Raw genomic sequence first — 23765 nt, 5'->3', positions numbered from 1 at the left:
CTGGAAAACCAGTCAACTTGTTAACTTGCGAGCCCCAGCGGGTCAGCCGCGCGCCTCGATGGCCTGGCGGTACAGGCGTCCGGCCCGGTAGCTGGAGCGGACCATGGGCCCGGACATGACACCGGTGAAGCCGATCTCGGTGGCCTCCTCGGCCAGCTCGTCGAACTCCTGCGGGGTGACCCAGCGGTCGATCGGCAGCAGGGTGACGGCCGGGCGCAGGTACTGGGTGATGGTGAGCAGCTCGGTGCCGGCGTCGAACAGGTCCTGCATCGCCTGGCTGATCTCCTCGCGGGTCTCGCCCATGCCCAGGATCAGGTTCGACTTGGTGACCAGCCCGGCCTCGCGGGCCATGGTCAGCACCTCGAGCGAGCGCTCGTAGCGGAAGCCGGGGCGGATCCGCTTGAAGATGCGCGGCACGGTCTCCACGTTGTGGCCGAAGACCTCGGGGCGGGCGTCGAAGAGCTGCTGCAGCAGCTCGGGGCGGCCGGAGAAGTCGGGGGCCAGCATCTCGACGCCGACGCCCGGGTTCAGCTCATGGATCTTGCGGATGGTCTCGGCGTAGAGCCAGGCGCCCTCGTCCTCGAGGTCGTCGCGGCAGACGCCGGTGACGGTGGCATAGCGCAGGCCCATCTTCTGCACGCTCTCGGCCACGCGCAGCGGCTCGGCGGTGTCGTAACCCTCCGGCTTGGCGGACTCGATCTGGCAGAAGTCGCAGCGACGGGTGCACTGGTCGCCACCGATCAGGAAGGTGGCCTCGCGGTCCTCCCAGCACTCGAAGATGTTGGGGCAGCCGGCCTCCTGGCAGACGGTGTGCAGGTCCTCGCCCTTCACCAGGTTCTGCAGGTCCCGGTACTCCGGACCCATCTTGGCGGTGGTCTTGATCCAGGCCGGCTTCTTCTCGATGGGGGTCTGCGAGTTCTTGACCTCGACGCGGAGCAGCTTGCGGCCTTCAGGAGCGATCGTCACAGGCTCAGGTTACCTTCCCGGGAAAGATGGGTCGTCAGCAGTGGTTCCAGCGCCGTGGCCAGCTCGTGCAGGCTGGGCGGCGGGCCCGCCATCTCGGCGGCCATGGTGGTCACCCCGGCATCGGGGATGCCGCATGGGACGATGTTGTCGAAGCCCGCGGACTCGTTGTCCACGTTGATCGCGAAGCCGTGCATGGTGGTCCGCCTGGTCACCCGGATGCCGATGGCGCAGATCTTGCGCTCCGGGCGTCCGGTGCGCGGCGCGGCGGGGGCCGGCTGGCCCAGCACGCCGGAGAGCTGCAGCGGGGCGATCGCCTCGGCGTCGGGGACGCCGGGGGTGTAGTTGCCGGTGCGCTCGGTGGACTTCGCATGGTGGCTGGCGCCGGGCACGGCGGGGGTCACGGTGGAGGGGTCGTCGGCGGGCAGCCAGACACCGGTGCGGCCCGGCACCCGCCCGGCCTGGATGCCGTAGAGGGCGAGCACGTCGATGACGGCCTGCTCGACGCGTCGCACATGGTCCACCACGCCCACCCGGTCGGGCAGCCGCACGATCGGGTAGCCCACCAGCTGGCCGGGACCGTGCCAGGTGATCTTGCCGCCCCGGTCGACGTCCACCACGGGCGTCCCGTCGAAGGGACGCTCCTCGGCCAGGGTCTGGCGGCCGGCGGTGTAGACGGCGTCGTGCTCCACGAAGAGCACCCGGTCGGGGGCCTGCCCGGTGCTCACCAGTTCGTGCACCTCGCGCTGCCGCTGCCAGGCCCGGTGGTACTCCATCCGTCGTGGTGGGAGGTGGTCCAGGCCCAGGTATTCGAACTCGACGGTCACCCGGTGGAGCATACGCCGACGTGGAAAGCCCTTCTCCACAGCCCCGGCACGCGGTATCTTGCGGCAACCCCTGCACGGCCCCCCGGGAGCTCGAAAGGCCCTTCATGAGTGACAAGCTCTACCTGATCATCGCGATGGTCATCTACATGGCTGCGATGCTGTTCATCGGCTGGTACTCCTACCGCAAGACCCACAACCTGAACGACTACATGCTCGGTGGGCGCGAGCTCTCCCCCGCCGTGGCCGCCCTCTCGGCCGGCGCGGCGGACATGTCGGGCTGGCTGCTGATGGGCCTGCCCGGCGCCATCTACGCCAAGGGCCTGGTGGAGGCCTGGATCGCCGTGGGCCTCACTCTGGGCGCCTGGCTGAACTGGAAGTTCGTCGCCCCGCGCCTGCGCGCCTACACCCAGGTGGCCAACGACTCCATCACCGTGCCCAGCTTCCTGGAGAACCGGCTGCGCGACTCCAGCCGGGCCCTGCGGATCACCTCGGGCCTGATCATCCTGGTCTTCTTCACCTTCTACGTCTCCAGTGGCATGGTGGCCGGCGGCGTCTTCTTCGAGTCCAGCCTGGGCACCGGCTACCGCACCGGCATGCTGATCGTGGCCGGCGTGACCGTGGCCTACACCCTGTTCGGCGGCTTCCTGGCCGTGAGCTACACCGACTTCGTGCAGGGCGCCATGATGGCCGCCGCCCTGGTGGCCGTGCCGATCGTGGGCCTGCTGAACCTGGGCGGCTTCGGCAATGTCAGCCGACTGGTCAACGAGTCCGATGCCGCCGCGGGGTTGAACCGGATGGCCGTCCTGCCGCACCCGATGACCGGCCTGGCGCTGATGGGCATCATCTCCGCCGTCGCCTGGGGGCTGGGCTACTTCGGCCAGCCGCACATCATCGTCCGCTTCATGGCGCTGCGCAGCACCGCCGAGGCGCGGATGGGGCGCCGGATCGGCATCGGCTGGATGCTCTTCGCCGTCGTCGGCGCTATCTGCACCGCGCTGGTGGGCGCCGCCTGGTTCCAGAAGAACGGCCAGGTGCTCGACGACCCGGAGACCGTCTACATCAAGATGGGCCAGATCCTGTTCCACCCGCTGATCGCCGGCTTCATGCTGGCCGCCGTGCTGGCCGCCATCATGTCGACGGTCTCCAGCCAGCTGCTGGTCACCTCCTCGGCCCTGGTGGAGGACATCTACAAGGCGCTCGGTGCCGACAAGAAGGCCGACGACCACCACGTGATGATGGGCCGCATCGCCGTGCTGGTGGTCTCGCTGGTGGCCGCGGCCATGGCCTGGACCCAGAACGACACCATCCTGGCGCTGGTGGCCTTCGCCTGGGCCGGCTTCGGCGCCTCCTTCGGCCCGATCGTGCTGCTGTCGCTGTTCTGGAAGAAGTTGTCCACCTGGGGTGCCCTGGCCGGCATGATCACCGGCGCCGTGATCGTGGGCTGGTTCGGCAATGTCGACGGCGGGCCCGGTCACATCTTCGACATCTACGAGATCCTGCCCGGCTTCCTGGGCTGCCTGCTGGTGGCCTGGGCGGTCAGCTCGTTCACCTACAAGCACGACCCGCAGATCGAGGCCGAGTTCGACGAGACGGTGCACGCGGTCAGGCACGCGCACGACTGAGCACGCTGCTCCGGCTGACGACCAGGGCCGGCACCATCCCGGGGTGCCGGCCCTGTCGTGTCCGGCCGGCAGGACATTCGCCCCGCGCTCCCACTGACGGCGCCCGGACCAGCGGTCCGGCCGGATCGACCCGGTCCCGCCACGATCCACCTCCAGACGCGCCGTGTCGGCCCGCGACGCGCGAATCGTGGCGCATTCTGGTTGATGCAGCGAGGACGCCCCCGGATCTCTTCAAGGCTCCGTCACCCGCTGTCCCCGGCCCACCACCCACAGTGGGGCAGCCGTCCAAGCCTGAGATCCGCACCGTCGATCGCCGAATCGGCCGAACATCGCCTGGGTCGGGCATCGAGAGTGCAGATCCCAGGGTTCGGCGGGCGCCCACACCCCGCGGCCCCATGGGTTGATGGGCGGGAAAGCACGAATCCCCCCGACCCGGTCCCCGCCTGGCAGGCGGGAGCGGGTCGAGGGGATCGTGATCGGGCGGCCCGCAGGCGCTCGGTCAGTCCTTGTCCTTGTTCCGGATGGCATCGAAGAGCGGGGGCTCCGGCGGCAGCGGGTGCTCCGCCTCCCACTCCACGTCGCCCAGGTGCTCGACATCGTGCAGCTTGGTCTCCTCGTGGTAGACGAAGCGGTTGATGGCATAGGTCACCAGGCCCAGCACGATGCCCACCAGCAGCAGCCAGCCGGCCACCTTGTAGTCACTGGTGGCACGACCCGAGAGCGGGCTGGCCAGGAAGAAGGCGGTGATGGCGCCCAGCACGGCCATGATCGTCGGGGTGTGGAAGTGCGGCTCGTCGGCGCGATCCTTGCGCAGCACCAGCACCGCGATGTTCACCACGGTGAAGACGCACAGCAGCAGCAGTGCGGTGGTGCCGCCCAGCGCGGTCAGGTTGCTGAACCAGACCAGGCCCAGGGCCAGCAGGGTGGTGAAGACGATCGAGACGTAGGGGGTGCGGGTGCGGGCGCTGACCTTGCCCAGCGAGCGGGGCAGCACACGCTCGTGCGCCAGGCCGTAGAGCAGGCGCGAGGCCATCATCATGTTCAGCAGGGCGGTGTTGGAGACCGCGAACATGGTGATGCCGGCGAACAGCCCGGTCGGGAAGTTCGGGGCGCCCACCTGCACCACCTGCAGCAGCGGGGTGGACCCGACGCCCAGCTTGTCCGGCGACACCAGCGCCACCGAGGTGATGGCGATCAGCACGTAGACGAAGCCGGTGAGGCACAGACCCAGCAGCAGCATCTTCGGGAAGGTGCGCACCGGGTCCTTGGTCTCCTCGGCCATGTTCACCGAGTCCTCGAAGCCCACCATGGCGAAGAAGGCCAGGGCGGTGGCCGCAGTGACGGCGCTGAAGGCGGTCTTGCCCTCGGACACCTTCACCTCGGTGAGGCGGGAGAAGTCGCCGTCGCCGTGGAAGATGGCCCACAGGCCCACCACGATCACGATCAGCAGGCCGGACAGCTCGATGCAGGTCAGCACCACGTTGACCTTCACCGACTCCGAGACGCCGCGCAGCACCACGAGCATCACGATCAGCAGGAAGGCGGCGGCCAGCATCTTGAGCTCGATGCCGTGCTCGTCGAGGTGCCAGCCCATCATCGCGGCGAAGTTGCCGGCGAAGGCCTTGGAGGCGGAGGCGGAGGAGGTCAGGCCGGAGCACATCACCGTGAAGGCCACGATGAAGGTGAAGAAGTGGCTCTTGAACGCACGCTGCGTGTAGAGAGCCGCGCCGGCGGCCTGGGGGTACTTGGTCACCAGCTCCAGGTAGGAGAAGGCGGTGAGCAGGGCCACGATGAAGGCGCACAGGAAGGGCAGCCAGACGATGCCGCCGATCTGGGCCGCCACCTTGCCGGTGAGGGCGTAGACGCCGGTGCCCAGGATGTCGCCCATGATGAACAGCAGCAGCAGGCCGGGGCCGATGACGCGGTTCAGCGACGGTTCGCCGCCACGGCCCTCGTCGGCCGGGGAGTGGGTGGTTTTGGCTTCAGTCATGCGCACACTGTGACCCACGGACACCCGTGTGGGGAATGACCTTTCGGTTGTGAGACACGACCGTTGCACAGCCGTAACACTGCGTGGCGCCCTCGCGGGGCCTTGTCGCGCTCCTGGACGAGGCCCCGCGGGGGTGTGCTCAGGCCTGCCGGAAGACCTTGCGCGCAATGACCAGGCCGATGATGGAGATCACCGCGATCAGCATGTAGTACCAGCTGGGCGAGGCCAGGCCGTGGTTCTGCACCAGCCAGGTGAGGAAGATCGGGGCCAGGCCACCCATCAGCGTGACGCCGATGTTGTAGGCCAGGCTCATGCCGGTGGTGCGGATCGAGACCGGGAACATGGCACTCATCAAGGAGGGCAGGGGCGCGAAGTAGAAGGCCATCAGCAGGCCGACGCAGACCTCCACCCCGGTGAGCACCAGCAGGGTCGGGTGGGTGGTGAGCAGGTGGAACAGGGGCATCGCGACGATCCCGCCCACCACCGCGGTGGGCAGCATGACGGTGGTGGAGCCCACCCGGTCCGCCAGGTGGCCCACCATCGGGGCCACCACCAGGGTGACCACGCCCGCCACGAAGGCGCCCACGTAGCCGGAGTAGGCCGGCATCCCCAGGTTCTTCTGCGCCAGGGTGGGCATGTAGGTGATCAGGTACACGCTCATGGTGGCCACGCCCACGCAGGCGGCCGCGGTCAGCACCCGTCCGAAGTGGTGGGCGAAGGTGGTGCCCAGCGGTGACTTCACCGTCTCCGCCTCGGCGAACTCCGGGGTGTCGTCCATGTGCATCCGGATGTAGTAGCCGATCGGGCCGATCAGCATGCCGAAGATGAAGGGGATCCGGAATCCCCAGGCGTAGAGCGCCTCCTTGCTGATCAGGGTGTTCAGGGCCCAGCCGAAGGCGGCGGCCAGGAACATCGAGACACCCTGGGTGGCCACCTGCCAGGAGGCGTAGTAGGCCTTCCTGTGCTCCGCGTTCTCGGTGAGGAAGGCGGTGGCCGAGCCGAACTCGCCACCGGCCGAGAAGCCCTGGATCAACCGGGCCAGCAGGATCAGCAGCGGGGCGGCGACGCCGATCGTCGCGTAGGTGGGGGCGAAGGCCATGATGGCCACGCCCAGCGTCATCAGGCCGATGGTGAGGCTGAGGGCCGCCTTGCGACCGTGGCGGTCGCCGTAGTGGCCGATCACCATGGCACCCACCGGGCGGATCAGGTAGCTCAGCGCGAAGGTGCCGAAGGTGAGCAGCAGGCCGACGTACTCGTTGCCGTGGCCCTGGGCGCCCTCGAAGAAGTTCTTGCTGATCACCACCGCGAAGAAGGCGTAGACGATGATGTCGAACCATTCCATCGCATTGCCGAGGCTGGCGGCCACGACGGCCTTGCGGGCCCGGGCGGCCTCGGCACCGGTCAGCGGGGCGTTGTCGGGGCGGGTGGCCCCGGGGGCCAGGTCGGCGCGGCTCATCGCTGCCCCTCCTCGAGCTCGCGCACCAGCGCCTCGAACCAGGCCTCGCAGGCCTCGATCTGGCTGAGCTCGACGAACTCGTCGGCGGTGTGGGCCTGGGCGATGTCGCCGGGGCCGCAGACCACCGCGGGGATGCCACCGGCGAAGAACTGGCCCGCCTCGGTGCCATAGGTGACCTTCTCGTCGGAGGCGATGCCGCCGATCTTCTGGGCCAGCTCGACGGCGTACTCGTCGGGGCCGGTGGCCAGCGCCGGGACCATGGCGTCCACCACCAGTTCCACGTCGGCGGCCTGGTTCTCCTGCTTCATCCGGGCGCGCAGGTCGTCGCAGCAGGCCTGCAGGCCGGCCAGCACCTGCTGCGGGTCGACGGCAGCCACGGCGCGGAATTCCAGCACCACGACGGCCTTGCCGGGGACGATGTTGACCGCGGTGCCGCCGGTGAACTGGTTGACGCCGCCGGTGGAATAGGTGAGCGGGAAGCCCTCCTCGAAGGGGCCGTCGGCCTTCCAGCCGTCGGTGACGCCGCGCCAGTAGCGCACCAGCTCGGCGGCGTACTCGATGGCGTTGACGCCCTGCGCGGTGAGCGAGGAGTGGGCGTTCACGCCGGTGAAGGTGATGGTGAACAGGTTCACCGACTTGTGGGTGCGGATCACCCGCATGCTGGTGGGCTCGCCCACCAGGGCGGCGCGGGGGGCCAGGCCGAGCTCGGCGATCTTCTCGACGATGTCGTCGCCGCCCTGGCAGCCCAGCTCCTCGTCGTAGCTGAAGGCGAAGTGCACCGGCTCGCGCAGCTGCGCGCCCACCAGCTGGGGCAGGATGTGCATGGCCACGCCGATGTAGGACTTCATGTCCGAGCTGCCGCGGCCGAAGAGCCTGCCCTCGCGCACCTCGGGGGCGAAGGGATCGCTGGACCACTGCTGGCCGTCCACCGGGACCACGTCGGTGTGGCCGCTGATCACCACACCGCCGGCGGTGCTGCCGTCGGCGGCGGGCACGGTGGCCACCAGGCCCTGCTTGTCGCGGCCGTCGGGGGCGTCGAAGACGACGGGCTCGATGCCCTGGTCCCGGAAGCCCTCGGCGAGGGCGGCGATGAGCGGCTTGTTCGACGCGCGGCTGGTGCTGTCGATGCTGATCAGGCGGTTGATCCAGTCCAGGCTGGCAGGAGCGTTCATGGGGTCTGTCTACCGGAGACGGCGACGGACCGGCGGCCGCGGCACATCGTGGACCATTGCCTCAGTCGCCGCCCCACCGGTGGACAGGGGGCCTGCAGCTGGTGACGGCGGGCCGGTGGGCAGGCATGCTGGTGCCATGAGCGAACCCGTGGCGCGCCGGATCGGCGATGCGGAACGTGACCAGGCCGCCGAGCTGCTGCGCGAGCACATGGCCGCCGGACGACTGGACCATGCCGAGTTCGACGAGCGGCTCGGCCAGGCGCTGTCCGCGCGCACCCAGCCGGAGCTGGACGCCCTGTTCACCGACCTGCCCGGAGAGCGCCCCGGAACCGGCCTGGCCGTGCCCTCCGCACAGCCCGAGATCGTCCCCGAGGAGCCGCAAGGACCCGCCGAGCCACGGCCGTGGTGGACCCACTGGGGCCTGTTCGCCGCGGCCATCCTGCTCTCCGCCGTCACCCGCGGCCGGGCTGGCCCCCTGATCGGTCTTGCCGCCGTCTGGGTCTTCTGGCTCGGGCCCACCATCTGGTCGCAGCAGCAGGCGGGCCGTCGCGCCGCCGAACAGCGGCGTCGCCGCGAGCTGGGCCACTGACCGGACCCTTGACCGCCCCCGGACCCTTGACCGCCCCCGGACCCTTGACCGCCCCCCGGAGCCGGACCACGAGGCAGGCATCCGCGCCGCACCGCGGTTCATCGGCCGTTGTCGGAGAGGCAGGATAGCCTCGCTGGCATGCGGGACGTGCCGGAGCTGGTGGACCAGGTGTGCGCCAGCTTCAGCCATGTCCTGAACAACTCCTCCGAGGACCTGCTGGAGGGGCTCTACCTGCGCGGCTCGCTGTGCTGGGGCGAGTTCTTCCCGGGCTCGGACATCGACTTCACCGCGGTGCTCTCCAGACGTCCCGGCACCCACGACCTGGAGGCACTGGAGGCGGCGCACACCCAGATCTGGTTCGAGTTCCCGCAGGTGGACTTCGACGGCCACCACCTGTTGCTCGACGACCTGCGCGCCCCCGCCCAGGACTGCCCGGCCGTACCGGTGGTGCACGCCGGACGCTTCGCTCCAGCCGGTGGTCAGGACGTGAACCCGGTGAGCTGGGCGGAGCTGGCCACCCGTGGGATTCGGGTCACCGGCCGCGAGCCGGGCGTGCTGGGGATCCACCACGACGAGGATGAGCTTCGCGCCTACACCGCGCAGGACCTGGCCAGCTACTGGGCCCGCACCGCCAAGGAGCTGAAGGTGGGCTGGCTGGTGGCCGGGCGCCGTGAGGAGTCGGTGGCCTGGTGCACCCTGGGCGTGGCCCGGCTGCACCACGTGCTGCTGACCGGCGAGATGACCTCCAAGAGCGGGGCCGGGCGCTATGTGCTGGAGCAGCTCGACGAGCGTTGGCACCCGCTGGCCACCGATGCCCTGAGGATCCGGGAGCGTCCCGAGGAGAGGACCGCCTACCGCTCCGCCAGCCAGCGCGGCAAGGACCTGCGCGACTTCGTCGCCTGGTGCGTGGAGGACGGGGCGCAGCGCGGCCGCGTGATCGGCGACGAGGACTTCTGAGGAGGACACGATGTTCCCGATGGGCCCCGACGAGTTCGAGGAGCTGGTGGCCGATGCCGTCGACCAGATCCCCGAGGACCTGTTCTCCCTGGTGACCAACTGCATCCTGGTGGTGGAGGACCGCAATCCGGACCAGCCGGAGATCCTGGGACTCTACGAGGGCGTGCCGCTCACGGAGCGGGCCGGCAACCATGCCGGCTACCTGCCGGACCGGATCCTCGTCTACCGCCTGCCCACCCTGGAGATCTGCGACAGCCGCGAGGAGGTGGCCGAGGAGGTGCTCACCACGGTGGTGCACGAGATCGCGCACTTCTTCGGCATCGACGACGCCCGGCTGCACCAGCTCGGCTGGGGCTGAGCGCGCCCGGACGGCAGCCGCCACACTGGTGGCATGGACACCAAGCGCCTGGCCGAGGTCACCGGCCGCACCCTGGAGCAGTGGACCGCCGAGCTGGACGCCCTGGGCTGCCAGGAGGAGGACCACGCCACCACCGCCCGTCGCATCCCGGCGATGCTGCCCAATGGGGTGGAGAACAAGGGGTGGTGGGCGCAGAGCGTCACCGTGGAGTACGAGAAGGCGATCGGGCGCCGCGTGGTGGGCCAGACCTGCGAGGGCGACTTCCAGCTGAGCGTCTCCAGGTCCTTCCACGGCAGCCGCGACGAGGCGATCGCCGCCTGGCAGCGGGTGGTGCAGGACATGTCCGAGGTGGACGGGGTGGCGCTGGCCACCGAACCGGCCATCACCCGCACCGAGAAGTGGTGCCGCTGGCGGGTCCGGCTGGCCGACGGCAGCCGCGTGGTGGCCCAGTGCTACGACAAGCCCACCCCCGATGGCACCGCCAGGGCCGCCTTCTCGGTCACCCATGAGAAGCTCGCGGACGCCGAGGCCGTCGAGCACTGGCGGGCCGTCTGGAAGCCCTTGCTGGGCCGGATGTGAGGCGCGCCGCCCAGCGCACGACGAAGGACCGGACCCCGTGGGGTCCGGCCCTTCGTGCTGTCCACTGCCCCCCGGGTGCACCGGGCGGGGAGGATCAGAAACGGTTGTCGCCGTCCATCTTGTCCTTGACGTCGGTGGTGGCGTCGGCGATCTTGTCCTGCACGTCGCCGGCGGCGTTCTCCACCTTGGCGCCCGCGGAACGCTTGCCCTCGGTCTTGTCCAGGACGGTGGCGATGACCTCCTTGACCTTGGCCACCACCCCGCTGGCCTTGCCCTGGGTCTTCTCGTCGATCACCTTGGCGGCCTTGTCCACGGTGCTGTCGATCTTCTCGCGGTTCTTGTGGACGGCCTCGCCAGCCTTGCTGGCGGCCTGGTCAGCGGCCTCCTTGGCCTTCTGGGCGGCCTCCTTGGCCTTGTCCTGGGCCTCCTTGGCCTTGTCCTGCGCGCCGGCGGTCTGGGCCTTGATCTGCTCGGCCTTCTCCTGCGCGGTGCGCCGGGCCTGCTCGGTCTTCTCGGAGGCGGTGGCCTTGGCGGCGTCGGCCTTCTGCTGCGCGGCGGCCTTGGCGGCGTCAGCCTGCGACTTCGCCTTGGCAGCGGCGTCGGCCGCAGCCTGCTTGGCGGCCTCGGTCTTGTTGGCCTCGTCGTTGTACTGGCTCATGATCGTCTCCTGATCGTGATCGATTGGCCTTGGTGGCCCTCGACAACAACGGTACTGGCGGCCTGTGGGCCTCCACCAGAACCGGCAGCCGGATTTGCGACGCCCTGAGCGAACACCCCTGGGGAGGTGGCCGGGCGGTGCGCCGCGATGCTGAGCGCAGCAGAAGATCGTGCCGTTCGGGACCGCTCCCCCGGCGTAGTCTCACGCCCGTGAACCAGACCGCTGCGGCACCCGCCGCCACCTCGAAGCCCTCCGGCAGCATGCTCACGGTGCTGATCGCGCTGGGAGCCAACACCCTGATCGCCCTCGCCAAGACGGTGGCGGCGATCATCACCGGCTCGGCCTCCATGGTGGCCGAGGCCGCCCACTCCTGGGCCGATGCCGGCAACGAGGTCTTCCTGATGGTGGCCGAGCGCAAGTCCGGCCAGGCGCCGGACGCTTCGCACCCGATGGGCTACGGCCGCGAGGGATACATCTGGAGCATGTTCGCGGCCATCGGACTGTTCACGGCCGGCTCGGTGGTCTCGATCTACCACGGCATCACCCAGCTGGGAAACCACGAGCCCGAGTCGGACTACCGGATCGCCTACATCGTGCTGGCGATTGCCTTCGTGCTGGAGGGGATCAGCTTCCTGCAGGCGCGTCGTGAGGCCTCCGAGGGCGCCCGCAAGGCCGGCGTCGGACTGCTGCACCACATCTCGCGCACCTCGAACCCCACCCTGCGCGCCGTCTTCGCCGAGGACGCTGCGGCGCTGGTCGGGCTGCTGCTGGCCGCCGCCGGCATCCTGGCGCACCAGCTCACCGGCAAGGCCGTCTACGACGCGATCGGCTCCATCCTGGTGGGCCTGCTGCTCGGCGTGATCGCCACCTTCCTGATCGGGCGCAACCGTGACTTCCTCTCCGGCCAGGCGGTGGACCCCTCGGTGCGCGCCCGGGTGCTGCAGCGGATGCTGGACCACCCCGAGATCAGCCGGATCACCTACCTGCACCTGGAGTACGTGGGTGCGGAGAAGGTCTTCCTGGTGGCGGCGGTGGACCTGACCGGCGACGAGTCCGAGTCCCACGTGGCCGACGTGCTGCGCCGGCTGGAGGCCGAGATCGAGGACCACGACCTGGTGCAGCGGGCCATCCTGACGCTGAGCTCGGCCGACGAGGCCTCGATCCTGCCCTGAGCTCAGCGCACCTCGAAGCCGCTGAAGCCCCGTGGCCCGGCCTCCCGGGCCTCCACCCGGTCCACCTGCCCCCAGCGCGGACCCTGGCGGCACCAGGCCAGCAGCTGCTCGACGGCCTCGTCGTCGCCCTCGATCCAGGCCTCCACGCGCCCGTCGGGAAGGTTGCGCACCCAGCCGGCCGCACCCACCTCCTCGGCCCGCTGCAGGCACGACCAGCGGTAGCCGACGCCCTGCACCCTCCCGTGCACGTGACAGTGGACAGCCCTCATGGCGCCCCAGTCTGCCGTCGGGTGCCGCCGGTGGCCAGGCCCGGCTGCCACGCCCGGGCGGCAGGCCCTCCCCCACCCGACCAGGGCGGCGATGGAAGGATGGGGCCATGAACTGGGTGGAGCATTCGATGTGGTGGCAGGTCTATCCGCTGGGCTTCGTGGGTGCGGACGTGACCGGTGAGGACCGCGCCTGCCGTCGGCCGGTGAGCGCCCTCATCGGCTGGCTCGACTACGTCACCGAGCTGGGACTGTCGGGCCTGGCCCTGAACCCGCTCTTCGCCTCCAGCGGTCATGGATACGACATCACCGACCACTTCGCGCTCGACGAGCGGCTGGGCAGCGAGCAGGACCTGCGCGAGCTGGTGGACGCCTGTCACCAGCGCGGTCTGAAGGTGATGTTCGACGGCGTCTTCAACCACGTCGGGCGCAACCACCCGCTGGTGCAGCAGGCCCTGGCCGAGGGCCCCACCTCCAGCGCCAACCAGTACTTCCGGATCACCTGGCCCCAGGACTGGCAGCCCGGCCAGCCGCCCAGCTCGGTGGACTGCTTCGAGGGCCACGAGGCGCTGGTCAGCCTGGACCACTCCTCGCCGGCCGTCGCCGAGCTGGTGACCGAGGCGATGTGCCACTGGCTGGAGCTCGGGATCGACGCCTGGCGGCTGGACGCGGCCTATGCCGTGCCGCTGGACTTCTGGACCCGGGTACTGCCCCGGGTCCGTGAGCGCCACCCGGAGGTCTACGTGGTGGGTGAGGTGCTGCACGGCGACTACCCCCGCATCGTGCAGGAGTCCGGCATGGACTCGGTCACCCAGTACGAGCTGTGGAAGGCCATCTGGTCCGGGCTCAGGGACCGCAACTTCTTCGAGACCGCCTGGTCGGTGGGCCGCCACGACGACTTCCTCGACAGCTTCGTGCCGTGGACCTTCATCGGCAACCACGACGTCACCCGGCTGGCGAGCCAGGTGCCCACCCCCGAGCACCAGCCGCACGCGCTGGTGATGCTGATGACGCTCGGCGGCACCCCCGCCGTCTACTACGGCGACGAGCAGGCCTTCACCGGAGAGAAGACCCAGACCTGGCACGGCGACGACGCGATCCGCCCGGCCATGCCCGACTCGCCGCAGGAGCTGCTGCCCTACGGCTGGCCCACCTACCGGCTGCACCAGGAGCTGGTGGCGCTGCGCCGTCGGCACGCCTGGCTGCACCGCGCCCGCACCCAGCAACTGCACCTGACCAACACCCAGTACGCCTACCGCACCAGCGGCGAGGGCGGCTCGCTGGTGGTGGCGCTCAACCTCGACGCCACCCCGGCCGGGATCCCGGTGGACGGGGTGCACCAGGTGGAGGCCGGCAGCGCGGACATCCAGCAGGACGGCCACCTGGTGGTGCTGCCGCCGAACGGCTGGGCCGTGCTGGGATGAGCCGCACCCTGGAGGTGGACGGCGTCGAGGTGCTCTTCTTCGACGACGCCGCCGAGTGGTCGGCCTGGCTGGCGGCCAACCACGCCAGCCGTACCGAGCTGTGGATGGGCTTCAACAAGGTGCACGTCCGCCCGCGTGGTCTGGTCTGGGCCGATGCCGTGGTGGAGGCGCTGCGCTTCGGCTGGATCGACTCCACCGCGCGCCGGATCGACGCCGACAGCACGCGGCAGCGCTGGACCCCGCGCAAGCCGGGCAGCAACTGGTCGGCGGTGAACCTGGCCACCGTCGAGCGGCTGCGGGCCGAGGGCCGGATGGAGCCCGCGGGCCTGGCGGTCTGGCAGGCACGGCGCAGCGACCGCGAGGCGGTCTACTCCTTCGAGTCGGACCAGCCCACCTGGACCGAGGAGCAGCAGGCGGCGCTGGAGGCCGATCCGGTGGCGCTGACCTTCTGGGAGCAGGCCACCGAGGGCTATCGCAAGACCTGCCGCCACTGGGTCAACCAGGCCAGGCAGGCCACCACCCGGGAGCGCCGGCTGGCCGAGCTGGTGGACGACTGCCACCACGGCCGGCTGGTCAAGCCGCAGCGCTACGGGGACCGGCCGGCCTGGCTGGCGCGGGCCCGGGCGGCGATCGGGCTGGCCGCAGAGGGCTGAGCAGCGGCCCAGCAGGTGGCGGGTGGTCTGCTGCCGAGACGACGACGGCGCCCGTTCCCCACCGGGGACCGGGCGCCGTCGCGCTGCGGCTCAGGCCTGCTTGATGGCCGAGACCTCGAACTCGAGGGTGATCTTCTCGCTGACCAGCACGCCGCCGGTGTCCAGCGCGGCATTCCAGGTCAGGTTGAAGTCACGACGGTTCACCTCGGTGCTTCCCTCGAAGCCGATGCGGGTGTTGCCGAAGGGATCGACGGCCTCGCCGGTGAACTCGAAGGGGATGGTGACGCTCTGGGTGACGTCCTTGATGGTCAGGTCGCCGGTGATCTCCACGGTGCTGGCGTCGGTGACCGCCACGTTGGTGGAGGCGAAGGTGATCTTCGGGAACTTCTCGGTCTCGAAGAAGTCGCCGCTCTTCAGGTGGCCGTCGCGATCGGCATTGCGGGTGTCGACGGAGTTCACGTCGATGTCGACGTTCACGCGGGAGGTCTCGGGGGCGGAGCCGTGGATCTCGGCGGTGCCGGAGAAGTCGGTGAAGGAGCCGCGCACCTTGGTGATCATGGCGTGGCGCGCCACGAAGCCGAGGGTGGAGTGGGTGGGGTCGATGACGTAGGTGCCCTCGAGGGCAGTCATGTCGGTCATGGTCTCTCCTGATGTCTCTTGGGGGACTGGCCGGGTGCCCGGTCAGGCATTGGGCTCGTCGTCCAACGGTTTCGACTCTAGCGCAATGTTATTTGAAAAATCAACTACCTTGCGAAACCTTCAATCCGGGCTCAAGGATTATGACGCTTATCATGCCGTCCAGGCCGCCGCGAAGAGGGCCCCGAGCGCCCCGACACCTATGGTGGAGATGATCACTCACCCGGATCCGAGGTTTCCATGAAGAAGTTCCCCGCCGTCCTGCTGGCGCTGGCCTGCCTCGTCGGCGCCGCCCCGACGGCCGCGGCCCAGCCCCTGCCGACCGACCGCCAGCAGCCCCGGCAGCGCTTCATCGTGCGCTGGGACTCCGCCGGCGCGCAGCGCGTCCAGGCCCGCGGCATCGAGCGGCGCGGCGAGCGCGTGCGACGCCACTTCAGCCACGTCTTCAACGGTGCCGTGGTGGAGATGAGCCCGGTCCGCGCGGCAGCCCTGCGCCGCAGTCCCCACGTCCTCTCCGTGGAGCCCGACGCCCGGATCAGCGTGGCCGGGGTGCAGACCAACCCCCCGGGCAACCTGGACCGCATCGACCAGCGCACCACCAGCCCCAGCAGGAGCTACACCAGCACCTTCACCGGCAAGGGGGTCAAGGTCTACGTCGTGGACACCGGCCTCAACCTGGCCAGCCAGGACCTGGCGGGACGGATCGTCAAGGGCCCCAACTTCGTGGAGCCGGGCAAGGCCCCCGCCGACTGCCAGGGTCACGGCAGCCATGTCACCGGCATCGTGGCCGGCACCCGCTTCGGTGTGGCCAAGCAGGCCACCGTGGTGCCCGTGAAGGTGCTGGACTGCGAGGGTGGCGGCTACGTCTCCGACACCGTCGCCGCCATGGACTGGGTGGTGGCCAACCACACCGGTGGCCCGGCCGTGCTCAACCTCAGCCTCGACGGGGACCGCTCCGCCGCCATCGACGCCGCCGTGCAGCGGGCGCTGAACGACGGCGTCACCGTGGTCACCGCCTCCGGCAACATCGAGGAGGGCGAGGCGCCCGGCACCTCCCACGACGCCTGCAACTACAGCCCCTCGCGCGTGGCCGGGGCGCTGACCGTGGCCAATGCCAGCAACAGCCGTCGCCCCTACTGGACCTACACGGGACGCTGCGTCGACATCTTCGCCCCGGGCGTCTCGGTGCTCTCGGTCGGCATCGGTTCGGCCACCGCCACCGCCACGATGAGCGGCAGCTCGATGGCGGCGCCCCATGTGAGCGGCGCCGCCGCCCTGGTGCTGCAGGCGCGCCCCACCTGGACCCCGGCCCAGGTGGGCACCCAGATCCTCAACCAGTCCACCCGCAATGTCATGACCGGGCTGCCCACCGGCACCCCCAACCGCCTGCTCTACACGCTCGGCGGCATCACACCCGGCGCGCTGGAACGGATCGGACGCCCGACGATCAGCGGCACGCCGCGCGTGGGTCAGGTGCTCACCGCCAACCCCGGTGTCTGGGGCTCGGGCACGGTGGCACTGGGCTACCAGTGGTACCGCATCTCCAGCACCGGGCGCTCCACCGCGATCCCCGGCGCCAGGGCTCGCACCTACCGGCTGACCACCGCGGACCGGGGCTCGAAGGTCATGCTGCGGGTGACCGGGCACAAGCTCGGCTACGCCGCCAGGACCAATCCCACGGCCCCCACCAGCACCGTGCGATAGCCCCGTGGATGACCGATTTCCCGTTTCGCGGGGAGGCGGTATCGTGTGCCCCATCCGCCGGCAGTGGTGCCGGCGTCCGCACCAAACCAGTCTTGACCACATGGTCGGAGTCCGACGGGTCTCCGGTTCGAGGAGGAACTGTTCATGACCGAAAACGCAACGTTCACCATCGGAGACAAGAGCGTCGAGCTTCCCTACGTGGAGGCCACGCAGGGCAACAACGGCCACGACATCGTCAAGCTGCTGGCGCAGACCGGTGACACCACCTACGACCAGGGCTTCTCGTCCACCGCCTCCTGCAAGTCGGCCATCACCTACATCAACGGTGACGAGGGCGTGCTGCAGTACCGCGGCTACCCGATCGAGCAGCTGGCGGAGAAGTCCACCTTCCTGGAGACCGCCTACCTGGTCATCTACGGCGAGCTCCCGACGGCCGACCAGCTGGCCACCTTCGAGGACCGCATCACCAAGAGCATGATCATCGACGAGCGCATGCGTGACTTCTTCCGCTGCTTCCCGCGTCGTTCCCACCCGATGCCCGTGCTGGCCGCCGGCATCATGGGCCTGAGCACCTTCAACTCCGAGACCACCGGCCTGGACGAGGACTCCGTCGAGGAGGCCACCATCCGCCTGCTGGCCAAGGTGCCCACGCTGGCCGCCTACGGCTACAAGAACTCCATCGGCAAGCCGACCCTGTACCCGGAGCACTCGCTGAGCTACATCGAGAACTTCGAGCGGATGAGCTTCGGCACCCCCGCCGAGCCGTACCAGATCGACGACGCCATCACCCGCGCCCTCGAGGTGCTGCTGATCCTGCACGTCGACCACGAGCAGAACTGCTCCACCTCCACCGTGCGCCTGGTCGGCTCCTCGCAGGCCAACATCTACGCCTCAGTGGCCTCCGGCGTGAACGCCCTGTCCGGCCCGCTGCACGGCGGCGCCAACCAGGAGGTCCTGGAGATGCTCCAGGCCATCAAGGACTCCGGCATGAGCGTCCAGGAGTACGTGCAGCAGGTCAAGGACAAGAAGGCCGGCATCCGCCTGATGGGCTTCGGCCACCGGATCTACAAGAACTACGACCCGCGCGCCAACATCATCAAGAAGCACGCCGACGAGGTGCTCAAGCTCAAGGAGGGCCGTCGCGACCTGCTGGACATCGCCCAGGAGCTGGAGCAGACCGCCCTGAGCGACGACTACTTCCAGAGCCGCAAGCTGTACCCGAACGTCGACTTCTACTCGGGCCTGATCTACGAGGCCATGGGCTTCCCGGTGAACATGTTCACCGTGCTCTTCGCCATCGGCCGCCTGCCCGGCTGGATCGCCCAGTGGCGCGAGCAGAACGCGGACAAGTCCACCAAGATCGGCCGTCCGCGCCAGATCTACGTGGGCCAGACCGAGCGCAGCTACGTCCCGATGGACCAGCGCTGATCGCAGCAGCTCCACGCGACGGGGCCCTCACCTTCGGGTGGGGGCCCCGTTCCGCTCGCGGCGATAGGGGCTGGCGGGCCGGCCGGAGGGCGGCCCATGATCGATGACATGAGCCAGTTCAACGAGAACGAGACCGAAGCCATCCGCGGTGGCGTCATGGGCGCCATCGCCCTCGTGTCGCAGGCCGAGCCCGGCTTCTTCGCCACCTTCAAGGAGTCCATGGCGGCCTCCAACGCCCTCAAGGGCGCTCCCGAGGACTTCCGCAAGCTGATGACCGGCGGCATCGTGATGCCCCCGCAGGCCGGCAGCAAGGAGGAGATGACCTCCAAGCTCCTGGCCAACCTGGGCACCGCCGTGCAGACCGCCAGCAAGGATCCCGCCACCCTGCAGGCGCTGCAGCAGTACGTGAACGCCGCTGTCCAGGAGGTGGCCCAGGCCGCCAAGGGCGTCTCTCCCGAGGAGACCGCGGTGATCGAGCAGGTGCAGCAGGTGCTGCAGCAGGGCGGCCAGGCGCAGCAGGCCTCCCCGCAGCTGCAGGCCGACCCCTCGCAGCAGGCCCCGGCCGCCGGCGCCCCGCAGGTGCCCAACCAGGCCCCCGGCGCCCCGCAGGCCGAGAGCCCCTTCCAGCGTCCGGCCGACCAGGCCTGATCGCCTCGCCACGTCAGCACGGGCCCGCATCCTTTCCGGGGTGCGGGCCCGTCGTCGTGCTCAGAAGCTGAAGTCCTCGCGGTGCAGCTGCTCGCCTGGCACTCCCAGCGCCAGGGCCTCCGCCTGGACCAGGGCGGCCCAGTCCCGCGGGCCGCACACGTAGAGGTCGGCCTCCCGGACCCAGGGAGCCAGCTCGCACAGCCCCACCCCCTCGCTGCCCGCCGGGGTCCACCCCTCGCCGCGGGGTCCCACCAAGGTGACCAGTGCGATGCCTCGGGCCCGGCACAGCTCGCGGAACTCCTCGAGGTGGTGCAACTGCCCGGGTGCCGAGGCCCGCAGCACCACGAGCGCTCGGCCCGGCAGGGTGCGGGTGTCCTCCAGCAGCGCCCGGATCGGAGCGATTCCGGTGCCGGAACCGATCATCACGACGAACTCGCGGGTGCGGGCCACGTCGCTGAAGCGGCCATAGGGCCCCTGCAGGCTCACCCGGGTGCCGGGCCGCAGCCGCAGCATCCGGGCCGAGCCGCGCCCCAGGCCGCGCACGGTGATGCGCAACTCGTCGCCCCGGGGCATGGCGGACAGGCTGAGGGGGTGTTGCTGCCAGACCAGGCCCGGGGTCCAGAAGCGCCAGTGGGCGAACTGCCCGCCCCGGATCCGCAGCGAGGCCACATCCCTGCCGCGCATCGTGATGGCGGCCACGTCGTCGTCGAGCTCCTCCACCCGGGTGACCACCAGACCTTGGCGCAGCGAGACCAGCAGCGGGAGCAGCACACGCCAGGTGAGCAGGCAGAAGGCGGTGAGGCCGTACAGACCGATCCACCAGGCCCGGGCCCAGCCGCTCTCGAAGAGGGTGGCGGTGGTGAACTGGTGCGGGATGCTCAGCGCCACCGCCAGGTAGGTGGTCAGGTGCACGCCGTGCCACAGCTCGTAGGGCAGGTGGCGGCGCAGGGCGAGCACCGCAGAGCTCAGCCCGACGACCAGCAGCAGCGCTGCTGCCATCACGGCCAGCGCCACGTCGCGCACGCCCCAGAGCAGCACGAACTCGTCCAGCCAGCCGGTCTGCTGGCTCATGGCATAGCTGCCCACCAGCAGGATCCCGTGCGCCATCACGCCGCCCACCACCCAGCTGCCCAGCCCGGAGTGGCGAGCCAGCGCCCGGTCCTGGCCGAGCAGACGCTCCAGCCAGCCGATGCGCGCAGCCAGCAGCAGCATCAGGCACATCAGGTCGGCCGAGACCAGGCCGGTGAGGATGCCGACGCTCTTCAGCACCCCCTTGGCGTCGTCCCAGCCCGACAGCCCGCGGTCACCGAGGTAGATCGCCACCACCACCGCCACCGAGAGCCAGGCGAGCAGCTGGACCCCCGTGAGCTCCAGGGCGCGGCGACGGCGGTTTCCGCGAAGCGGATCATGTCCTGCGCCGTCACGCAGGAGGGTGGCCGCCGGCTGCGGAAGACGAGCCGCAGCCCCATCACGCGACGACCGGGTGAGCACGTTCGAGGTCATGCTCCAACGCTCGGCCCACCGGCTGTGCGGAGGCTGTGCCAGGCATGTGTCCCGGATGCGAGCCGGCCCCGGGCAGCACGACGGCCCGGGACCGCTGGGTCCCGGGCCGTCGTGAGCGACTAGCGCGTGGCGCCCTCGGTGTCACCGGCCGAGTCGACATCACCCATCCCCGGGGCGACGATCTCGGTCTTCTCGCTGGGGGTGGCCATGCCCTCGCGCTTCGGGATGTTCAGCACCATCGGCTTGTTCACCTCGGCGAAGAAGTCGTTGCCCTTGTCGTCGACGACGATGAAGGCCGGGAAGTCCTGCACCTCGATGCGCCAGACCGCCTCCATCCCCAGCTCGGGGTACTCCAGCACCTCGACCTTCTTGATGCAGTCCTGGGCCAGGCGAGCGGCCGGACCACCGATCGAGCCCAGGTAGAAACCGCCATGGGTCTTGCAGGCGTCGGTGACCTGCTGCGAGCGGTTGCCCTTGGCCAGCATCACCATGGAGCCGCCCGCAGCCTGGAACTGGTCCACATAGGAGTCCATCCGGCCGGCCGTGGTGGGGCCGAAGGAACCGGAGGGCATGCCCTCGGGGGTCTTGGCCGGGCCGGCGTAGTAGACCGGGTGGTCCTTCATGTACTGCGGCATCTGTTCGCCGGCGTCCAGACGCTCGCGGATCTTGGCGTGGGCGATGTCGCGCGCCACCACCAGGGTGCCGCTCAGGCTGAGGCGGGTCTTGACCGGGTGCTTGGTCAGCTCGGCCAGCACCTGCTCCATCGGCTGGTTCAGGTCGATCTTGACCGCGGCGCCCTTGCCGGTGCCGGAGATGCCATGGCTCTCGGCGTCCAGGTCCGCGTCGACGTGGTCGGGCATGTACTGCGCGGGCTCGAACTCGAGCTGCTCGATGAAGACGCCCTCCGGCGTGATCTTGCCCTTGCACTGGCGGTCGGCGGAGCAGGAGACGGCCATCGCGACGGGCAGCGAGGCGCCGTGGCGGGGCAGCCGGATGACGCGCACGTCGTGGCAGAAGTACTTGCCGCCGAACTGGGCGCCGATGCCGAGCTTGCGGGTCAGCTCGAGCACCTGCTCCTCCAGCTCGCGGTCACGGAAGCCGTGGCCGGTGATGTCGCCGTGCTCGGGCAGGGTGTCCAGGTACTTGGCCGAGGCGTACTTGGCGGTGCGCAGCGCCCACTCCGCCGAGGTGCCGCCGATCACGATGGCCAGGTGGTAGGGCGGGCAGGCGGCGGTGCCGAGGCTGCGGATCTTCTCCTCCAGGAACTTCATCATGGAGTCGGGATTCAGGATGGCCTTGGTCTCCTGGTAGAGGTAGCTCTTGTTCGCCGAGCCGCCACCCTTGGCCATGAACAGGAAGCCGTACTCGTCCTCGTGACCGGGATGGGTGTCGGCCTCGATGTCGATCTGCGCCGGCAGGTTGGAGCCGGTGTTCTTCTCCTCCCACATGGTGATGGGGGCGTTCTGGGAGTAGCGCAGGTTGAGCTTGGTGTAGGCGTTGTAGACGCCCAGGCTGAGGGCCTTCTCGTCCGGTCCCTCGGTGAGCACGTGCTGACCACGGTGGCCCGAGACGATCGCGGTGCCGGTGTCCTGGCACATCGGCAGCACACCGCCGGCGGCGATGTTGGCATTCTTCAGCAGGTCGAGCGCCACGAACTTGTCGTTGGCGCTGGCCTCGGGATCGTCCATGATCTTGCGCAGCTGGGACAGGTGGCCGGGCCGCAGGTAGTGGGCGATGTCGTGCATGGCGGTCTCGGCCAGCAGGGTCAGCGCCTCCGGTGCCACCTGCAGGAAGCGACGTCCGCCGGGACCCTCGAGCACCTCCACCCCCTCGGTGGTCAGCAGGCGGTAGGGGGTCTCGTCCGTGCCGAGCGGCAGCATGTCCTCATAGGCGAACTCAGCCATCTTCACTCCTTCGTAGCAGGCTGCAGACAGTCTTTCACGCGTCCCTGCCCGACGGGGAGCCGGGCCGGTGCTGGAGCTGCGCCTCAGGTGCGGGTGGTTCGACGGGAGGTTCAGGGCGTGGTCAGGCTGCTGATCACCGTGGTCATCGGGTCCACGAGAGAGGGCAGGTTCCCCACCCTCGTGCCGCCCAGCAGCAGCACGTACTCCTGGCCGTCGGGCACCACCCAGGCCAGCCGGTCCAGGCTGTCGTCGCCCGACTGCGCCGCCGCGATCTGCCGGTCGCCGCGCAGCCCCGGGGAGGACCGCAGGATGCCCACCTGGGCCGTCTGTTCCTCCAGCACGGCCAATGCCACGGCCTCGGTCGTGGGCTCGTCGCGACGACTGCGCGTCAGGCGCAGGGTGTCGTCCTCGGCGGGACCCTGGAGCACGACCCAGTCGCCCTCGACGCCGCTCAGGCTCCAGCCGGTGGGCAGCAGGAAGTTGCCCTGGTCCGACTCCACCTGCTGGCCGGCGGAGTCCACCCGAGCCTCGGGCTCGCGGGTGAAGTCGCCGAGCAGTGTCACCGCCACCGGCACGCCGGCCGCGATCCCCACCAGGGCGAGAAAGCCGCGACGACTGGTGGGCGTGGAGGTGACGCCGACGCCGGGAGCCGGCGGCCGGGCACGCGGGACCGACTGCTGCGGGACGGCCCGCTGCGGGTGAGTGCCCGGGTTGTTGCGGGCGGTCCACAGGGCCGTCACGTCCTTGCCGAACAGGCGCTCAGCGAGCTGCAGCAGCTCGGGTTGCTGCCCAGACGTCGCTGCCCGCTGGCCCGCGTGGAAGCTGGCGCTGCGCACCGGGGTGCCGGGGTCACGGTCCTGCCCGACGGGCTCACCGAGAGCGCGAGGCGCCGGAGCCTGTCGTGGCGGGACCTCCGGGGGCGCGGCTGGGGCGGGAGGCTCGTCGACGGGCCCGCTCGCAGGGTGGTCGAGGCCAGGCCCGTCGCTCGTCGACTGGCGCGCCACTCGCGGCGGGGACTGGTGGCCGGTCTCGCGCGGCGTGATGCTCGGGCGAGCCGGGGTTGTGGTGCCTCCCGTGGTGCGATCGGCAGCCCTGGGGGCACCCGCGTGCCGGTCCGGCCCCGGGTCGAAGAGCGAGGAGACCGGGCGCTCGGCCACCAGCATGCTGGGCGACACCCACTCGTCGCTGGCCATGGTGGCGCTGGGCCGGGTGAAGCTCCACTGCTCGTCCATCGGACCCCCTTGTCGGCGCCAGTC

22 protein-coding genes are annotated in these 23765 nt (G+C 70.0%); 11 read left to right on the top strand and 11 right to left on the bottom strand.

The window, feature by feature from the left end; genetic code table 11:
• Positions 1-42 precede the first annotated feature (42 nt).
• On the bottom strand, positions 43-966 hold the full coding sequence (gene lipA, locus ABD073_RS13725) for a lipoyl synthase (protein WP_343875496.1): 924 nt from the start codon (positions 964-966) through the stop codon (positions 43-45).
• The gene (gene lipB, locus ABD073_RS13720; protein WP_386751598.1) at positions 963-1802 is read right to left on the bottom strand and encodes a lipoyl(octanoyl) transferase LipB; all 840 of its coding nucleotides are present in this window, start codon (positions 1800-1802) and stop codon (positions 963-965) included. Before lipB ends, lipA begins: the two co-directional genes overlap by 4 nt.
• 92 nt (positions 1803-1894) lie before the next feature.
• Between lipB and putP the strand changes: the two genes are divergently transcribed.
• Entirely contained in the window at positions 1895-3412 is a 1518-nt protein-coding gene (putP, locus tag ABD073_RS13715) for a sodium/proline symporter PutP (RefSeq protein WP_343875492.1), read from the top strand.
• 499 nt (positions 3413-3911) lie between these two features.
• Here the strand turns inward: putP and ABD073_RS13710 are convergent, their stop codons facing one another.
• The 3 genes from ABD073_RS13710 to argE all read right to left on the bottom strand — a co-directional run bounded on the left by ABD073_RS13710 (position 3912) and on the right by argE (position 8030).
• Positions 3912-5402 carry an APC family permease gene (locus ABD073_RS13710; RefSeq protein ID WP_343875489.1) on the bottom strand — a complete coding sequence of 497 codons (1491 nt, stop codon included), beginning with the start codon at positions 5400-5402 and terminating at the stop codon, positions 3912-3914.
• 139 nt (positions 5403-5541) lie between these two features.
• Positions 5542-6858, bottom strand: coding sequence for an MFS transporter (locus ABD073_RS13705; RefSeq protein ID WP_343875487.1), 1317 nt, complete (start codon positions 6856-6858; stop codon positions 5542-5544).
• Positions 6855-8030 carry an acetylornithine deacetylase gene (gene argE, locus ABD073_RS13700; RefSeq protein WP_343875485.1) on the bottom strand — a complete coding sequence of 392 codons (1176 nt, stop codon included), beginning with the start codon at positions 8028-8030 and terminating at the stop codon, positions 6855-6857. The genes ABD073_RS13705 and argE overlap by 4 nt, the downstream gene beginning before the upstream one ends.
• A gap of 136 nt (positions 8031-8166) precedes the next feature.
• Between argE and ABD073_RS13695 the strand changes: the two genes are divergently transcribed.
• The 4 genes from ABD073_RS13695 to ABD073_RS13680 all read left to right on the top strand — a co-directional run bounded on the left by ABD073_RS13695 (position 8167) and on the right by ABD073_RS13680 (position 10513).
• A complete protein-coding gene (locus ABD073_RS13695) occupies positions 8167-8619 on the top strand; it encodes a DUF1707 SHOCT-like domain-containing protein (protein ID WP_343875483.1) in 453 nt (150 codons plus the stop codon).
• A 138-nt stretch (positions 8620-8757) separates the two neighbouring features.
• Positions 8758-9576 carry an aminoglycoside adenylyltransferase domain-containing protein gene (locus ABD073_RS13690; protein WP_343875481.1) on the top strand — a complete coding sequence of 273 codons (819 nt, stop codon included), beginning with the start codon at positions 8758-8760 and terminating at the stop codon, positions 9574-9576.
• A gap of 10 nt (positions 9577-9586) precedes the next feature.
• A complete protein-coding gene (locus ABD073_RS13685; RefSeq protein ID WP_343875479.1) occupies positions 9587-9934 on the top strand; it encodes a metallopeptidase family protein in 348 nt (115 codons plus the stop codon).
• A 33-nt stretch (positions 9935-9967) separates the two neighbouring features.
• The gene (locus tag ABD073_RS13680) at positions 9968-10513 is read left to right on the top strand and encodes a hypothetical protein (RefSeq protein ID WP_343875478.1); all 546 of its coding nucleotides are present in this window, start codon (positions 9968-9970) and stop codon (positions 10511-10513) included.
• Between the two features lie 94 nt (positions 10514-10607).
• Here ABD073_RS13680 and ABD073_RS13675 read toward each other — a convergent pair whose 3' ends face one another.
• Positions 10608-11171 carry an Rv0909 family putative TA system antitoxin gene (locus ABD073_RS13675; protein ID WP_343875477.1) on the bottom strand — a complete coding sequence of 188 codons (564 nt, stop codon included), beginning with the start codon at positions 11169-11171 and terminating at the stop codon, positions 10608-10610.
• Between the two features lie 209 nt (positions 11172-11380).
• Here ABD073_RS13675 and ABD073_RS13670 point away from each other — a divergent pair, with 209 nt between their 5' ends.
• On the top strand, positions 11381-12343 hold the full coding sequence (locus tag ABD073_RS13670) for a cation diffusion facilitator family transporter (RefSeq protein ID WP_343875475.1): 963 nt from the start codon (positions 11381-11383) through the stop codon (positions 12341-12343).
• Between the two features lie 2 nt (positions 12344-12345).
• Here the strand turns inward: ABD073_RS13670 and ABD073_RS13665 are convergent, their stop codons facing one another.
• A complete protein-coding gene (locus ABD073_RS13665) occupies positions 12346-12612 on the bottom strand; it encodes an acylphosphatase (protein WP_343875474.1) in 267 nt (88 codons plus the stop codon).
• 107 nt (positions 12613-12719) lie between these two features.
• Between ABD073_RS13665 and ABD073_RS13660 the strand changes: the two genes are divergently transcribed.
• Positions 12720-14033: an alpha-amylase family glycosyl hydrolase gene (locus ABD073_RS13660; RefSeq protein ID WP_343875473.1), complete on the top strand. Its 1314-nt coding sequence runs from the start codon at positions 12720-12722 to the stop codon at positions 14031-14033.
• Entirely contained in the window at positions 14030-14686 is a 657-nt protein-coding gene (locus tag ABD073_RS13655) for a YdeI/OmpD-associated family protein (RefSeq protein ID WP_343875471.1), read from the top strand. The genes ABD073_RS13660 and ABD073_RS13655 overlap by 4 nt, the downstream gene beginning before the upstream one ends.
• Before the next feature lie 90 nt (positions 14687-14776).
• Here the strand turns inward: ABD073_RS13655 and ABD073_RS13650 are convergent, their stop codons facing one another.
• Entirely contained in the window at positions 14777-15325 is a 549-nt protein-coding gene (locus tag ABD073_RS13650) for a YceI family protein (RefSeq protein WP_343875470.1), read from the bottom strand.
• Between the two features lie 237 nt (positions 15326-15562).
• On the opposite strand from ABD073_RS13650, the gene ABD073_RS13645 reads away from it, so the two are divergent.
• From ABD073_RS13645 to ABD073_RS13635, 3 genes are all read left to right on the top strand, one after another.
• The gene (locus tag ABD073_RS13645) at positions 15563-17026 is read left to right on the top strand and encodes a S8 family serine peptidase (protein ID WP_343875469.1); all 1464 of its coding nucleotides are present in this window, start codon (positions 15563-15565) and stop codon (positions 17024-17026) included.
• 144 nt (positions 17027-17170) lie between these two features.
• Positions 17171-18454: a citrate synthase gene (locus ABD073_RS13640; protein WP_343875468.1), complete on the top strand. Its 1284-nt coding sequence runs from the start codon at positions 17171-17173 to the stop codon at positions 18452-18454.
• 108 nt (positions 18455-18562) lie between these two features.
• Positions 18563-19102: a hypothetical protein gene (locus ABD073_RS13635; protein ID WP_343875466.1), complete on the top strand. Its 540-nt coding sequence runs from the start codon at positions 18563-18565 to the stop codon at positions 19100-19102.
• A gap of 60 nt (positions 19103-19162) precedes the next feature.
• Here ABD073_RS13635 and ABD073_RS13630 read toward each other — a convergent pair whose 3' ends face one another.
• The 3 genes from ABD073_RS13630 to ABD073_RS13620 all read right to left on the bottom strand — a co-directional run bounded on the left by ABD073_RS13630 (position 19163) and on the right by ABD073_RS13620 (position 23741).
• On the bottom strand, positions 19163-20605 hold the full coding sequence (locus tag ABD073_RS13630; RefSeq protein WP_343875464.1) for a ferredoxin reductase family protein: 1443 nt from the start codon (positions 20603-20605) through the stop codon (positions 19163-19165).
• A 119-nt stretch (positions 20606-20724) separates the two neighbouring features.
• Entirely contained in the window at positions 20725-22509 is a 1785-nt protein-coding gene (locus ABD073_RS13625; protein WP_343875462.1) for a fumarate hydratase, read from the bottom strand.
• Positions 22510-22619: 110 nt separating this feature from the next.
• Positions 22620-23741, bottom strand: coding sequence for a hypothetical protein (locus ABD073_RS13620; protein WP_343875460.1), 1122 nt, complete (start codon positions 23739-23741; stop codon positions 22620-22622).
• Positions 23742-23765 lie beyond the last annotated feature (24 nt).

The organism is Luteococcus peritonei (assembly GCF_039526385.1).
GTDB classification, from domain to species: domain Bacteria; phylum Actinomycetota; class Actinomycetes; order Propionibacteriales; family Propionibacteriaceae; genus Luteococcus; species Luteococcus peritonei.
Note: the sequence above shows the minus strand (reverse complement) of the source record. Positions and strands in the feature narration are given on the sequence as shown.